Genomic DNA, 14,201 nt, shown 5'->3' on the forward strand with positions numbered 1-14,201 from the left:
AGGCCGAGCAACAGGAAGACGGATGCGCGCGTCCGCAGGCCTCTTGACACCTAGATTCTTTTGCTTCAAAAGTAAATACATGACACCCAAGACCTTTTCCCTCGGCATCGTCGGAGCCGGACAGTTCTCCGGCCAGTTCGCCACGCTGTTCCAGGCCCACCCAGGGGTCGGCGACGTGTTCGTCACCGACCTGCTGCCGGAGCGGGCCGAGCGGCTCGCCGCCGCGCAGGGACTCGCCGGCACCTTCCCCTCGTACGAGGCCATGCTGGAGTCGCCGACGGTGGACGCGGTCGCGATCTTCACACAGCGCTGGACCCACGGCCCGCTGGTCCTGCGGGCGCTGAACGCCGGGAAGCACGTGTACAGCGCCGTGCCGATGGCGATCAGCACGGAGGAGATCGCGGCGATCATCGAAGCGGTCCGGGCGACCGGGCTGACCTACATGATGGGCGAGACGAGCCAGTACAACCCGGCGACCGTGCACGCCCGCAACAGAATCGCCGAGGGCGCCTTCGGGCGGCTGTTCTACGCCGAGGGCGACTACGTCCACGACATGGACCTGGGGTTCTACGAGGCGTACCAGTACAGCGGTGGCGAGAACTGGAAGGCGACCGCCAGCTATCCGCCGCTGCTGTATCCGACGCACTCGGTGGGCGGGGTGCTCGGCGCCTGGGGGACGCACGCGGTGAGCGTGTCGGCGATCGGCGTGGTCGACGAGCGCGGGGACGGCGTGTTCGACAAGGAGGTCAGCCAGTTCGGCAACGACTTCTCCAACGCGACCGCGCTGTTCGAGGTGGCGGGCGGCGGATCGTTCCGTACGAACGAGTTCCGGCGGGTCGGCTACCCCTCCCACATACGGGAATCGCGCTTTAGGTTCTTCGGCACGGAGGCGAGCATGGAGCAGCTCGCCACGGTCGCGCTGTGGCAGGACAAGAAGGGCGTGAAGGACATCACGGAGCTGCTGGAGCCCAAGCCCACGATGTCTCCGGACGACCCCTCGCTCCAGCACATCGCCCCGGAGCTGCGGGCGGCCTTCACCTCCGGGTCGGCGCCGGTGCACGACCGGTCCCGGCTGCCGAGGGCGTTCGACCACTTGCACAACGGCCACGAGGGCAGCCACCACTTCCTGGTGGACGACTTCGTGACCGCCGTGGGCACCCGCACCCTGCCGTCGGTCAACGCCTGGGTCGCGGCCCGCTACACCCTGCCGGGCATCGTCGCGCACGAGTCCGCGCGGCAGGGCGGGGTCAGGCTGGAGATCCCGGACTTCGGGGACGCGCCCCGGGGATGACGGGTCAGGTGCCCGGCTTGCGGCCGTAGACGAAGACGTCGTCGCCGGTCTTCAGCAGCGACCAGTACTTCTTGGCGTCCTTGGTGGTCATGTTGACGCAGCCGTGCGAGCCCGGCGGGTTCCACATGCTGAGGTTCACCGAGTGGAAGGCCTGGCCGCCGTCGAAGAACTGGCTGTAGGGCATCGGCACGTTGTAGACGCTCGAGACGTGGTCGATGTCCCGCCAGTAGATCTTCTTCAGGCCGGTGCGGGTCTCGAACCCGTTCCGGCCGGTGCGCACCGGCACCGGGCCGTAGACCAGCTTGTCGCCGTCCTGGACCCAGCTCAGCTGGAGGGTGAGGTTCACGCAGGCGATGCGGCCCTTGTTCACCGGGCACTTGCCGTCCTTGTTGGGGTCGTTCCCGACGGCCTTCTGCTTGTTCATGAGGTCCATCACGCCCCAGGTGACGGGACCCGCGTAGCCGACGGCGGGCGTGATGCCGTGCTTGTTCTGGAAGGCCTGGATCGCCTTGCAGTCGGCGGAGGACTGCTTCCCGTCGACCGGACGGCCGAGGAACTTCTCCACCTGCTTCTGGTACGGACCCGCCTGCGTCGTACAACTCGCCGCCTGCGCCGGAGCGGTGCCCAGCGCGAGGGTGAGCGGTGCCACGATTCCGGTGATGCCCAGCGCTACAGCGCTGCGTCTGCGTATGTCCCCCATGCCTACCTTCCGCCCTTCTGTCCCGGTCATCATTCCCACGATGCCCGATGACTAGACCGATGTCGGGTGACGACGGTTGTAGGAACAATCACTCTGTGACGAACCGGTGAATTTCGTCACCGTGTATCAGGCCAGTTCTCCCGAAGTGGACCGGGTGGCCGGCCTCCCGTCCCTCGTACGCTGCGGCTCATGCACCCCACTCTCGCCGACGACCTCTTCCGGCTCCCCCAACTCCTGGCTTCCACACGCGACTTCGCCGCCCGAGAGTTGGACGGCCTGGCCGAACGGCCGGTCGCCCACGCGGAGTCGGCGCCGCAAGGGGCGCCCCTGCCGGCCGAGGGCGCCGGGGCGGAGGGTGCCCTCGCGCGCTTCGCCGAGCGGTGGGCGCCGGGCTTCTCGGGCTCGGCGGGCCCTCGCTACCTGGGTTTCGTCACCGGCGGTGCGACGCCCGCCTCCGTCACCGGGGACTGGCTGACGGCCGTGTTCGACCAGAACGCCTCCGGTGCCGCCGGCTCCTGGGCGGCGGCTCTGGAACGCGAGACGGTGGCCTGGCTGCGGGAGCTGTTCGGGCTGGGCGAGGCGCACAGCGGGGCGTTCGTCACCGGGGCGACCGTGTCGAACACGGTGGGCCTGGCCATCGCCCGGGAGTGGCTGGGCGAGCGGCTGGGCGTGGACGTCTCCCGGGACGGTGCCGCCGCGCTCGGCCCGGTCGACGTGCTCTCCGGCACCCCGCACTCCAGCGTGTCCAAGGCGATGTCCGTCCTCGGCATCGGGCGCGGTCGGCTGCGGACCGTGCCGTCGCTGCCGGGCGGCCGCGAGGCCGTCGACGTGGCCGCGCTCGACGCCGCGCTGGCCGAACTGGGCGGCCGGCCCGCGATCGTGGTGGCGAACGCGGGCACCGTGAACACCGTCGACTTCGACGACCTGCGGGCGATCTCCGCCCTGAAGGAGCGGTACGACTTCTGGCTGCACGTGGACGCGGCGTTCGGCGGCTTCGCCGCGCTGTCCCCCGCGTACGCGCACCTCGTGGACGGGCTGGACGGGGCGGACTCGGTCTGCGTGGACCTGCACAAGTGGCTCAACGTCCCCTACGACGCCGCCGTCCAGTTCACCCGCCGCCGCGATCTCCAGGTGGCGGTGTTCCACAACGCCTCGCCCTATCTCGGCCTCCCGGCCGGCGAGCCCGACTTCCTGCATCTGACACCGGAGAACTCCCGGCGGCTGCGTGCCCTGCCCGCCTGGTTCTCCCTGGTCGCCTACGGCCGCGAGGGCCATCGCGAGATCGTCGAGCGGAACATCGCCCTCGCCCGGCGGCTCGGCGCGGCCGTCGACGCCCTGCCGGGGCTGCGGCTGCTGGCTCCGGTCCGGCTCAACGTCGTGTGCTTCACCCTCGCCGACGATCCCACGCCGGAGCGGGTGGACGCGCTGGCGCGGGCCGTCGCGGACTCCGGCGAGGCGTTCCTCACGCCGACCGTGTACGGCGGGGTGCCGGGGCTGCGGGCGGCGTTCTCCAACTGGCGTACCACGGATGCCGATACGCGGCGGGTGGTGGACGTGCTGGCGGCAACAGCCCTCTGAGCGGTCAGCGTTGGTGGACAGCGGCATGGAACCCGGTGTGCACGGCGGTGAGTCCGCCGTCGACCACCAGGGTGGTGCCGGTGATCCAGGCGGCGTCGCCGGAGGCGAGGAAGGCGACCGCGGCGGCGATGTCGTCCGGTTCGCCGACCCGGCCCAGCGGGTACAGGGCGCGGACGGCGTCGAGGTCGTCGTCCCGTCCTTCCCAGGCGGAGGTGCGGACCGTGCCCGGCGCCACGAGGTTCACCCGGACACCACGGGCCGCCGCGTGCCCGGCGAGGGTCCGGGTGAGGGAGCCGAGACCGGCCTTGGCGGCGCTGTAGGCGTGGTTGCCGAAGTCCCGCAGGCCGTTGACGGAGCCCACGCTGACGATGGCACCACGTCCACAGGCGGCGAGATGGGGCAGCGCGGCGCGGCAGCAGCGGTAGGCGCCGGTGAGGGTGATGTCGAGGTCGCGGGCCCACGCCTCGTCGGGGTCGTCCTCGAAGAGCGGCACGTCCGGGGTGCAGTGGGCGGCGCAGTTGACCAGCACGTCGAGCGAGCCGAGGGCGCCGACGGCGTGCGCGACGGCCGCCTCCACGGACTCCCGGCCGGCGACGTCGCACGCGTACGCCTCCACCGCCAGCCCCCGCTGCCGCAGCCCGGCCGCGGTCCGCTCCGCCTCGGGCAGGTCCCGGTCGGTCGCCATTACCCGTCCGCCCTCCTCCGCGAGGCGCCGGGCGACGGCCGCGCCGATGCCGCGGGCGGCGCCCGTGACGAGAACTCCCTGTCCTGCGAAGCGCTTGAGATCGGTCATGGGACAGACGGTACGGGCGGGACGATCAACAGGGCAGGTAGCGTGCGCGCATGTCCGCGTTCATACAGCAACTCCCGGCCCTGATAGGCGTCGTGATCGGCGCGCTCGGATCGTACCTGGCGGTGGTACGGGGAGACCAGGCACGGTTCCGGCGCGAGCAGGCGGCCCGCTGGGAGGAGCGGCGGCTGGCCGTGTACACCGACTACGCGCGCACGCTGAAGAAGGCGGTCACGCTGACGTACCGGGTCGCCGCCCACCTCGGCAACGACCCGCACCCGCATCCGCTGTCCCCTCAGGAGGCGGCACCCCTGCTGGCCGAGGCCGGCCTCGCCCGGGACCCCGCCGGGGAGGCGCTGCTCCTGCTGGGCAGCACGGCGGTGGTGGAGAAGGCCCGGGTGTGGGTCGTGACACTGATGGAGATGGAGCGGTTCCTGCGGGAACGGACTCGCGACCCCGAGGCCTGGCAGGAACTCCTGGAACGGCAGCGGGCCGGCCGCGAGGGCTACTACACGGCCGTCCGCGAGGACCTGGCCCTCCCACCGGGCCACTCGGCCCGCTGGCCCCTGCCGCCGGTGAACGGTCAGCGGTAGCCCGCCGTGCCGGCCGGCTTGCCTCCACCCGTCGTCGCCGACGTCCACCCGACTGCCGTCTCATGCGCAAACGCACGCACCACGCCCAGGCCCGGCCGGAAACGCCGGAACACCAGCGCGCCGGACGCGACGGCTGCCACACGGCCCCGCGGTCAGCGGTAGCCCGCCGCGTCCGCCGGCTTGCCCGCGTCCTGGATCTCCACCAGGTACCGCCAGGCGTCCGGGCGGCTGCCGTCGAGGTCCGTGAAGCCGTACTGCTGGGCGAGGCCGCCGCTGGAGAGGGACGTGCCGTTGAAGCGGGCGACGTCCGGGTCGGTGGCGAGGGCGGCCACGGCCCGGCCGATGTAGCGGGGGGTCTCGGAGATGGCGAAGTGGGGCTCGCGGGCGAGGGCGTCGCGCCAGTTGTCCTCCCGTACCCCGAAGGTGTCGAGCATGATCTCCGAACGCATCCAGCCCGGGGTCAGCGCCACGGCGGTGGCACCGCGCGGGCCGAGTTCGTGACCGAGGGCGAAGGCCATGCGCAGGACGGAGGCCTTGGCCAGGTCGTAGAAGAGGTTCACCCGGTAGGTGTCGCGGTTGTAGTCGGCGGTGCCGTCGGTCACCTCGACGACCAGCCCGCCGGGGCGGCGCAGCAGCAGCGGCAGGGCGTGGTGGCTGGTGATCGCGTGGGTCTCGACGGCGAGGCGGAGCAGTCTGAGGCCCTTGTCGAGGTCGTGCTCCCAGACCGGGGTGTCCCAGGCGAAGAGGTGCTCGGCGCCCCAGATGTCGTTGACCAGGACGTCGAGGCGCCCGGACTCGCGGGCGATCCGGTCGACGAGGGCGCGGACCTGCACGGGGTCCAGGTGGTCGGCGGCCACGGGGATGCCCCGGCCGCCGGCCTCGGTGACCAGGTCGGCGGTGTCCTCGACGGTCTCGGGGCGGTCGTACTCCGAGCGTCGCGCGCGCGTGCTGCGTCCGGTGACGTAGACGGTGGCGCCGGCCGCGCCGAGCTCCACGGCGATCCCCCGCCCCGCCCCGCGCGTCGCCCCCGCGACCAGCGCGACCTTGCCTTCCAGTGGACCCGGCATGTCCGGCCTCCCGTACGCGTACGACTGCTGTCACCGTCCAGGTTCGCCGGGAAACCGGACACCTTCTGTCGCCTTTCAGTGGCCGCGCTTGATCCACTCCTCCAGGTGGGGTGCCTCGTCCCCGATGGTGGTCGGGTCGCCGTGGCCGGTGAGGACCTTGGTCTCCGGCGGCAGGGCGAGGAGACGGTCACGGATGGAGTCGATGATGGTCGGGAAGTGGGAGTAGGAACGGCCGGTGGCGCCGGGGCCGCCCTGGAAGAGGGTGTCGCCGGTGAAGACGGCGCCCAGACCGGGGTCGTACAGGCAGACCGCGCCGGGCGCGTGGCCGGGCGTGTGCAGCACGGTGAGGTCGGCGCCGGCCGCCTCGATGACCTGCCCGTCGGCCAGGTGGGCGTCGGGGTCGCGGCCGGGGTGGGTGAGCTTCCACAGGGGAAGGTCGTCGGGGTGCAGCCAGATCGTGGCGCCGGTGCGGTCCGCGAGGGCGGGCGCGGCGTCGATGTGGTCGTTGTGGGCGTGGGTGCACACGATCGCCGTCAGCCGGCGGTCGCCGACGGCCTCGGCGATGGCGTCGGCGTCGTGGGCCGCGTCGATGACGACGACCTCGTGGTCGTCGCCGACGAGCCACACGTTGTTGTCGACGTCCCAGGTGCCGCCGTCGAGGGTGAACTGCCCGGAGGTGACGAGGCGTTCGATGCGCGCGGCCATCACAGCACCACCACCGAGCGCAGCACGTCGCCGTGGTGCATCCGCTCGAACGCCTTCTCCACCTCGTCGAGCTGGATGGTCTCCGTGACGAACTTCTCCAGCGGCAGCCGCCCCTGGAGGTGCAGATCGATCAGCATGGGGAAGTCACGGCTCGGCAGGCAGTCGCCGTACCAGGAGGACTTCAGGGCGCCGCCGCGGCCGAACACGTCCAGCAGCGGAAGTTCGAGCTTCATCTCCGGGGTGGGCACGCCGACCAGGACGACCGTGCCGGCCAGGTCGCGGGCGTAGAAGGCCTGCTTGTACGTCTCCGGGCGGCCGACCGCCTCGATGACCACGTCGGCGCCGAAGCCGCCGGTCAGCTCGCGGATCGCCTCGATCGGGTCGGTCTGCCGGGAGTTGACCGTGTGGGTGGCGCCCAGTTCCCGGGCCGTGTCCAGCTTGCGGTCGTCGATGTCCACCGCGATGATCTTCGCCGCGCCGGCCAGCTCGGACCCGGCGATGGCCGCGTCCCCGACGCCGCCGCAGCCGATCACGGCGACCGAGTCGCCGCGGCCGACGTTCCCGGTGTTGATCGCGGCCCCGATGCCGGCCATCACGCCGCAGCCCAGCAGGCCGGCCACCTGCGGGGAGACCGACGGGTCGACCTTGGTGCACTGCCCGGCCGCGACCAGCGTCTTCTCCGCGAAGGCGCCGATGCCCAGGGCCGGAGACAGCTCGGTGCCGTCGGTCAGGGTCATCTTCTGCCTCGCGTTGTGCGTGTTGAAGCAGTACCAGGGCCGCCCGCGCAGACAGGCCCGGCACTGGCCGCACACCGCACGCCAGTTGAGGACCACGAAGTCCCCGGGCGCCACATCGGTGACACCGTCGCCCACCGACTCCACCACGCCCGCCGCCTCGTGCCCGAGCAGGAAGGGGAAGTCGTCACTGATGCCGCCCTGCTTGTAGTGCAGGTCGGTATGACAGACGCCGCAGGCCTGGACCCGTACCACGGCTTCCCCCGGTCCCGGGTCCGGTACGACGATCGTCTCGATCCGCACGGGCTGGTCCTTGCCCGGTGCGATCACGCCGCGTACTTCCTGCGCCATGGTGCCGGCTCCTTCCGTCGATGCTCCTGCACTGCCGACCCTACGCGTGACTGATCAGTACGGCAGGGAGCGGCGCCCACCGGAGAAATCTTTCTCCACCGGGCTCACGACCGACCTAGCCTGGAGCCTCCACTCACCTCCTGAGGACAGGGAACCCTGTGAGCGACCCGGCGACGGACACGACACAGCCGCCCGCGTGGCGGCTGCTCCTCGGCTACGCAAGACCCCACCGCTGGGCCCTGTTGGCGGGCGCGGTGCTCTCCCTGCTGACCGGGGCGACCGGGCTGCTGCTGCCGCTGGTGGCGCGGGGACTCATCGGCGACCTGGCGCACGACCGGTCGATCACCGGTCCGTTGCTGGGCATGGCGGGTCTGGTCGTCGCCAACGCGGTGGTGGGCGCGCTGGGTTCGTACGTGCTGCGGCGCACCGCCGAGTCGGTGGTGCTGGGCGCGCGGCGCACCCTGTCGTCGTATCTGCTGCGGCTGCGGATCGTCGCGGTGGACCGCAGCGAGCCGGGCGACCTGATGGCCCGGATCACCTCCGACACCACCCTGCTGCGCGAGGTCACCACCGACTCGCTGGTCGCGCTCGGCACCGGCGGGCTCACGCTGGTCGCCACGGTGGTCATGATGGGCCTGGTCGACCCCGTGCTGCTCGCCGTGACGCTGGGGGTGGTCGTGGCCGCGGGCACCGTGCTGGGGGCGATCGTGCCGCGCATCAACCGGGCCAGCCGGCGGGCGCAGGACGCGGTCGGGGTGATGGGGGCCTCACTGGAGCGGGTGCTCGGCGCGCTGCGCACGGTGAAGGCGTCGGGCGCGGAGCACCGCGAGGAGGCCACGCTGCACGCGGCGGCCGAGGAGTCGTGGCGGCAGAGCGTGCGGGCCGCCAAGTGGTCGGCCGCGGCGGGCAACACGGCCGGGCTGGCCATGCAGATCGCCTTCATCACGGTCCTCGCGGTCGGCGGGGCGCGGGTGGCGACCGGCTCGATCGACGTGGGCACGCTGGTGGCGTTCCTGCTGTACGTCTTCTATCTGATGTCGCCGATCCAGCAGGTCGTGGGCGCCGTCACCCAGTACCAGACGGGCGCGGGCGCGCTCGCCCGTATCCAGGAGGCACTGCGGCTGCCGGCCGAACCGGAGTCCGGGCCCGTCCCGTTGCCGTCCGCCGGGGCCGAACCGGCCTCGCTCGCCTTCGCGGACGTACGCTTCCGGTACGCCGACGACCTGCCGTACGTGCACCACGGGGTCAGCTTCGAGATACCGGCGCGCGGCATGACGGCCTTCGTCGGGCCGTCCGGCGCGGGCAAGACCACCGTGTTCTCGCTGATCGAGCGGTTCTACGACCCCGACTCCGGTGTCATCACCCTCGACGGTCTCGACCTCGCGGCCTGGGAGCTGCCCCGGCTGCGGTCCGCCATCGGGTACGTGGAGCAGGACGCGCCCGTGCTGTCGGGCTCGCTGCGGGACAACCTGCTGCTGGGCAATCCGGAGGCGGACGAGGACGCGGTGGCGCGGGTGGTGAAGACGACCCGCCTGGACGGACTGGTCGCCCGGCTGCCGCAGGGTCTGGACACGCTGGTCGGGCACCGCGGGACCAAGCTGTCGGGCGGCGAGCGGCAGCGGGTGGCGATCGCCCGGGCGCTGCTGCGCCGGCCGCGGCTGCTGCTCCTGGACGAGGCGACCTCGCAGCTGGACGCGGTGAACGAGGCGGCGCTGAGGGACACGGTCGCCGACGTGGCGCGGTCCACGACCGTCCTGGTGGTCGCGCACCGGCTGTCCACGGTCACCATGGCCGACCGGATCGTGGTCATGGACGCGGGCCGGGTGCGCGCGCTGGGCACGCACCGGGAACTGGTGACATCCGATCCGTTGTACGCGGAACTGGCGGCGACACAGTTCCTGGCGACGGCCGGCTGACGCCGGGCGCGGGGCGCGCCCCCTGCGCTTGCCGAGGCCGCGGGGGCGGAGGAGTCTCGAAGGAGGGACCGGCGCGGCCCGTTCCGCCTCGGGCCGCGGGCTCCGAAGGAGGTCACCATGGGCAGCGCGACAGGCTCCACCTTCGACACCGACACCCTGCGTCGCGGGATAGAGGGCGGCAAGAACACCTTGCTGTCGCTCTACGCCGACGACGCGGAGATCCGCATCGTCGACCGCGACTCCCAGCCCAGTCACCCGAAGGTGCTGCACGGCCGCGGCGAGATCGCGGCGATGCTGGACGACGTGTACAGCCGCGACATGACGCACAAGCTGGACGGCTGCGTCGTGCAGGGCGAACGCGCCGCCTTCAGCGAGTCCTGCGAGTACGCGGACGGCGTCCGGGTCCTCGCCGAGTCGATGATCACCCTGCGCGAGGGGAAGATCGCCGAACAGATCATGATCCAGGCATGGGACGAATAGGCAGCAGAACCGCGCGGGTCCAGGTCAGCTCCCGGCTGACCTGGACCTTCTCGGCCCGGGCGGCCCTGGGACACGCGCGCCGCGCTCGGCCTCGGCGGCTGCGGCCGGCTTCCGCGGCAGGTCGGACGGTGTCCGCCGCTCTCCTCCGGTCGGTGCTGCGAGCGGCGCGCCCCCGGCCGCGGCCGCGTCCGCTTCCGCCGAGGCGGCACGCGCTGCGAAGGCGGCGCGCTCTGACGCGGTGAACCGCGGGCCTCGCGCTTCTGCGGCGTCCCAAGTCGCCCTGAAACGCGACCGGTTCCCCGGCACGCTCCCCCGGCGATGCGGGCCGGCACCGCCTGCCGCGGGTGTGGTCAGCGCATCCAGGCTCTGTACTCCATGACGTCCCCGGCCTTCAGGCCGTACTCGGGGTCGGCCGCGGTGGCCATGAACTCCAGGCCGAGGACGGCGCCGGTGGCCGGGTCCAGGATCAGCATGCGCCGGCTGCCCATGCCCTCGTAGACGTAGGCCTGGCCGGGCCGCCCGAGCCGGTCCGTCACCCGGCCGGCCGGACGCAGGTCCCCGGCGTCCGCGAGGAGCCGGACGAGCGCCGCGGACTCGCGGGCGCCGAGTGTCCAGTGGTCGAGCAACTCCTGGACGGCGTCCATCAGTTCGGGCGTGGTCAGGGAGTCGGAGCGTACGGTCTCGGTGAGGTAGGCGCGCAGTCGTGCGGCATCGTGCGGGGGCCGGGCCTCGGGCGGGGCGTCGCTCCAGCTGGGCGGATACGTCTGTCTGCTGATGACGTGGCCGTCCTCGACCAGGTGCGGCTCGTCGCCGTCGTCGCTGAGGACCGGGCGGCCGGGGTGCAGCGGGTCGGTGGCGACGACGAGCTCCGTGTGGCTGTCGTCCGCCCGCCAGCGGACCACGCGTTCCTCGGGCAGCGTGACGGGCGGCTTGTCGTCGCTCATGCCCATGGCCCACATCTGCACATGGGTGCCCTTGCGCAGGCCCGGGGAGCCGTCCGACGCGGCCGCCGCGGCCAGTTCGGCCAGCTGCTTCAGTGGTACGGGCCTGGAGCCGGCCTCGACCACGAGCGGGCGGGGCGCGGCCACGGCGGGGGTGGGACCGGGGCCGCCGAGCAGCACGGTCAGGGCGGTCGCCACGACGACGGCGGTGGCCGCGAGGCCCCACGCCAGCCGGGGGTGCGGGTGGCGCCGGCCGGGGTGGGCGTCGTGCAGCAGCCGGTTCAGGTGCCGTTCGGCGTGGTGGTCCAGCGGGCCGTCGCCGAAGTGGGGGCCGTCGGCGGGCACCGGGTTGGCGTCGCGCAGCAGGTCGAGTTCGTCAGCCATGGCGGTGTTCCTCAGTGGATGCCGCCGCGGCGGCGCCGGCGGGTTGCGTTCGGTCGATCTCGGCTCTCAGCCGGCGGCGGGCCCGGTGCAGGCGCATCGCCGCGGCGCGTCTGCCGCAGCCGAGGGCGACGGCGACCTCGTCGACGCCGAGCTCCTCCCACGCGGTCAGCCGCAGCACCTCCTGATCGGCCGGGGACAGCCGGGCCAGCGCGTCGTGCACCCAGGCGCCGGGAGCCTCGGCGTCGGGGCTGTCCACGATGTGCCTGCCGTGCGCGGTCTCGTCGTTGCCCAGCCGGTCCACCAGCCGGCGCCGGCGCCCGTATCCGCGTACCGCGTTCGCCAGGCAGTTACGTGCCACGCCGTACAGCCAGGGCAGCGGTGACGGCGGCAGGTCCGCCCGGCGCCGCCAGGCGACCGTGAACACATCCGCCACCACTTCCTCCACCTCGCTGGTCCGCCCGTCCAGTCGCCGCGCGACATAGCGGCTGACCGCCCAGTAGTGCTCGCGATAGGCAGCGGCGAAGGTCTCGTCGTTGCTCATGTTCGGTTCGTGTCCGGCACCCGCTCGATCGTCACACCTGTGTCCGTGATTCTCCTCGCGTCCCCGGGGTGTGACGCCGGGTGGGGGTCGCGGACACAGGCGTGGCGTGAAGAGGATCAGAGACATCAGGGCCGTCCGGTGGCTGACGACCACGGACCACAAGACGATCGGCACGCTGTACCTCGTGACGTCGTTCGCGTTCTTCTGCGTCGGTGGCGTGCTGGCGCTGCTGATGCGCGCCGAGCTGGCCCGGCCGGGCCTTCAGATCATGTCGAACGAGCAGTTCAACCAGGCGTTCACGATGCACGGCACGATCATGCTGCTGATGTTCGCGACCCCGCTGTTCGCCGGCTTCGCCAACTGGATCATGCCGTTGCAGATCGGCGCGCCGGACGTCGCCTTCCCGCGGCTGAACATGTTCGCCTACTGGCTGTACCTGTTCGGCTCGCTCATCGCCGTGGGCGGCTTCCTCACGCCGCAGGGCGCGGCCGACTTCGGCTGGTTCGCCTACGCCCCGCTGTCGGACGCCATCCGCAGCCCCGGCGTCGGCGCCGACATGTGGATCATGGGTCTGGCCTTCTCCGGCTTCGGCACGATCCTCGGCTCGGTCAACTTCATCACCACGATCATCTGCATGCGCGCGCCCGGCATGACCATGTTCCGCATGCCGATCTTCACCTGGAACGTGCTGCTGACCGGTGTCCTGGTCCTGCTCGCCTTCCCGGTCCTGGCCGCGGCCCTGTTCGCCCTGGAGGCGGACCGCAAGTTCGGTGCCCACGTCTTCGACGCCGCGGGCGGCGGGGCGCTGCTGTGGCAACACCTCTTCTGGTTCTTCGGCCATCCGGAGGTGTACATCATCGCCCTGCCGTTCTTCGGCATCGTCAGCGAGATCATCCCGGTGTTCTCACGGAAGCCGATGTTCGGCTACACGGGGCTGATCGCCGCGACCATCTCGATCGCCGGTCTGTCCGTGACGGTGTGGGCGCACCACATGTACGTCACCGGTGGCGTGCTCCTTCCGTTCTTCTCCTTCATGACCTTCCTGATCGCGGTCCCGACCGGGGTGAAATTCTTCAACTGGATCGGCACCATGTGGCACGGGAGCCTGTCCTTCGAGACGCCGATGCTGTGGGTCATGGGCTTCCTGGTCACGTTCGTCTTCGGCGGGCTCACCGGCGTCATGCTCGCCTCGCCGCCGCTCGACTTCGCGATCTCCGACTCGTACTTCGTGGTGGCCCACTTCCACTACGTCGTCTTCGGCACCGTGGTCTTCGCGATGTTCGCCGGATTCCACTTCTGGTGGCCGAAGTTCACCGGCAGGATGCTGGACGAACGCCTCGGCAAGGTCACCTTCTGGACGCTGTTCACCGGCTTCCACGGCACCTTCCTGGTCCAGCACTGGCTGGGCGTGAACGGCATGCAGCGCCGGATCCCCGACTATCTCGCGGTCGAGGGCCTGACGACGCTCAACACCGTCTCGACGGTCTTCTCCTTCCTGCTGGGCTCGTCCCTGCTGCCCTTCTTCTACAACGTCTGGAAGACCGCCAGGTACGGCGAGAGGATCGAGACCGACGACCCCTGGGGCTACGGCCGCTCCCTGGAGTGGGCGACCTCCTGCCCACCGCCCCGCCACAACTTCGTCACCCTCCCCCGCATCCGCAGCGAGTCCCCGGCCTTCGACCTGCATCACCCCGAGCTGGAAACCCCTTCCCCGGCACGGGAGTCGACCGCGTCATGACGACCATGGACGACGACTCCTCCGACGCGCGCGCCCTCGTCCACGAGATCGAGGGCCACCTGCTGCTCGCGTCCGCCCGGGAGGAGGGCCGCACGGCCGCGGACCGGGTGACCGCCCGGCTCGGCTGGCTGACGGCCGCTCAACGCCAGGACCTGACCGACCAGTTGGAGACCGAGTACCTCGCGCTGGCCGGCACCTCGTGGCGCCGCACCGCCCAGCGCGGCGAGGAGCTGCGCAGGACCTACGAGACGGCGTACCGTCGCCTGCGGCAGCGGCTGTCGGCCTGGTTCGTGCTGGGGTGCGCCCTGTTGGCGGCGGCGGACCTGGTGATGCTGTCCCTGTGCCGGCGGTGACTAGTTCGAGTCACATGGATCGTGGATCGAGCGTCAGGC

14 protein-coding genes are annotated in these 14,201 nt (G+C 71.7%); 7 read left to right on the plus strand and 7 right to left on the minus strand.

Going from position 1 to position 14,201, the window contains the following annotated elements:
* Window positions 1–79: 79 nt before the first annotated feature.
* On the plus strand, window positions 80–1,291 hold the full coding sequence (locus tag ACFY01_RS00615) for a Gfo/Idh/MocA family protein (RefSeq protein WP_390733417.1): 1,212 nt from the start codon (window positions 80–82) through the stop codon (window positions 1,289–1,291).
* A gap of 4 nt (window positions 1,292–1,295) precedes the next feature.
* Here ACFY01_RS00615 and ACFY01_RS00620 read toward each other — a convergent pair whose 3' ends face one another.
* Window positions 1,296–1,991: a L,D-transpeptidase family protein gene (locus tag ACFY01_RS00620; RefSeq protein WP_390733418.1), complete on the minus strand. Its 696-nt coding sequence runs from the start codon at window positions 1,989–1,991 to the stop codon at window positions 1,296–1,298.
* Window positions 1,992–2,180: 189 nt separating this feature from the next.
* On the opposite strand from ACFY01_RS00620, the gene ACFY01_RS00625 reads away from it, so the two are divergent.
* Window positions 2,181–3,569 (plus strand): pyridoxal phosphate-dependent decarboxylase family protein, encoded by a 1,389-nt coding sequence (locus ACFY01_RS00625; protein WP_390733419.1) that lies wholly within the window; start codon window positions 2,181–2,183, stop codon window positions 3,567–3,569.
* A gap of 4 nt (window positions 3,570–3,573) precedes the next feature.
* Here the strand turns inward: ACFY01_RS00625 and ACFY01_RS00630 are convergent, their stop codons facing one another.
* Window positions 3,574–4,362 carry an SDR family NAD(P)-dependent oxidoreductase gene (locus tag ACFY01_RS00630; RefSeq protein WP_390733420.1) on the minus strand — a complete coding sequence of 263 codons (789 nt, stop codon included), beginning with the start codon at window positions 4,360–4,362 and terminating at the stop codon, window positions 3,574–3,576.
* Between the two features lie 50 nt (window positions 4,363–4,412).
* Between ACFY01_RS00630 and ACFY01_RS00635 the strand changes: the two genes are divergently transcribed.
* Window positions 4,413–4,952: a hypothetical protein gene (locus ACFY01_RS00635; protein WP_390733421.1), complete on the plus strand. Its 540-nt coding sequence runs from the start codon at window positions 4,413–4,415 to the stop codon at window positions 4,950–4,952.
* Window positions 4,953–5,104: 152 nt separating this feature from the next.
* Here the strand turns inward: ACFY01_RS00635 and ACFY01_RS00640 are convergent, their stop codons facing one another.
* The 3 genes from ACFY01_RS00640 to ACFY01_RS00650 form a co-directional block, all read right to left on the minus strand.
* Window positions 5,105–6,019 carry an SDR family oxidoreductase gene (locus tag ACFY01_RS00640; RefSeq protein WP_390733422.1) on the minus strand — a complete coding sequence of 305 codons (915 nt, stop codon included), beginning with the start codon at window positions 6,017–6,019 and terminating at the stop codon, window positions 5,105–5,107.
* Window positions 6,020–6,094: 75 nt separating this feature from the next.
* Window positions 6,095–6,724: an MBL fold metallo-hydrolase gene (locus tag ACFY01_RS00645; protein WP_390733423.1), complete on the minus strand. Its 630-nt coding sequence runs from the start codon at window positions 6,722–6,724 to the stop codon at window positions 6,095–6,097.
* The gene (locus ACFY01_RS00650; RefSeq protein ID WP_390733424.1) at window positions 6,724–7,809 is read right to left on the minus strand and encodes an S-(hydroxymethyl)mycothiol dehydrogenase; all 1,086 of its coding nucleotides are present in this window, start codon (window positions 7,807–7,809) and stop codon (window positions 6,724–6,726) included. Before ACFY01_RS00650 ends, ACFY01_RS00645 begins: the two co-directional genes overlap by 1 nt.
* Window positions 7,810–7,967: 158 nt before the next feature.
* On the opposite strand from ACFY01_RS00650, the gene ACFY01_RS00655 reads away from it, so the two are divergent.
* Both ACFY01_RS00655 and ACFY01_RS00660 read left to right on the plus strand, forming a co-directional pair.
* On the plus strand, window positions 7,968–9,725 hold the full coding sequence (locus tag ACFY01_RS00655) for an ABC transporter ATP-binding protein (RefSeq protein ID WP_390733425.1): 1,758 nt from the start codon (window positions 7,968–7,970) through the stop codon (window positions 9,723–9,725).
* Window positions 9,726–9,842: 117 nt separating this feature from the next.
* Window positions 9,843–10,205: a nuclear transport factor 2 family protein gene (locus ACFY01_RS00660; RefSeq protein WP_390733426.1), complete on the plus strand. Its 363-nt coding sequence runs from the start codon at window positions 9,843–9,845 to the stop codon at window positions 10,203–10,205.
* 350 nt (window positions 10,206–10,555) lie between these two features.
* Here the strand turns inward: ACFY01_RS00660 and ACFY01_RS00665 are convergent, their stop codons facing one another.
* Together ACFY01_RS00665 and ACFY01_RS00670 are read right to left on the minus strand one after the other, a co-directional pair.
* The gene (locus ACFY01_RS00665; RefSeq protein WP_390733427.1) at window positions 10,556–11,530 is read right to left on the minus strand and encodes a CU044_5270 family protein; all 975 of its coding nucleotides are present in this window, start codon (window positions 11,528–11,530) and stop codon (window positions 10,556–10,558) included.
* A complete protein-coding gene (locus ACFY01_RS00670; protein WP_390733428.1) occupies window positions 11,523–12,071 on the minus strand; it encodes an RNA polymerase sigma factor in 549 nt (182 codons plus the stop codon). Before ACFY01_RS00670 ends, ACFY01_RS00665 begins: the two co-directional genes overlap by 8 nt.
* A 106-nt stretch (window positions 12,072–12,177) precedes the next feature.
* Here ACFY01_RS00670 and ctaD point away from each other — a divergent pair, with 106 nt between their 5' ends.
* Both ctaD and ACFY01_RS00680 read left to right on the plus strand, forming a co-directional pair.
* Window positions 12,178–13,809: a cytochrome c oxidase subunit I gene (gene ctaD, locus ACFY01_RS00675; protein WP_390733429.1), complete on the plus strand. Its 1,632-nt coding sequence runs from the start codon at window positions 12,178–12,180 to the stop codon at window positions 13,807–13,809.
* On the plus strand, window positions 13,806–14,162 hold the full coding sequence (locus ACFY01_RS00680; protein ID WP_390733430.1) for a hypothetical protein: 357 nt from the start codon (window positions 13,806–13,808) through the stop codon (window positions 14,160–14,162). Before ctaD ends, ACFY01_RS00680 begins: the two co-directional genes overlap by 4 nt.
* Window positions 14,163–14,201: the final 39 nt, after the last annotated feature.

The organism is Streptomyces sp. NPDC001480 (assembly GCF_042894725.1).
Taxonomy (GTDB): Bacteria; Actinomycetota; Actinomycetes; order Streptomycetales; family Streptomycetaceae; genus Streptomyces.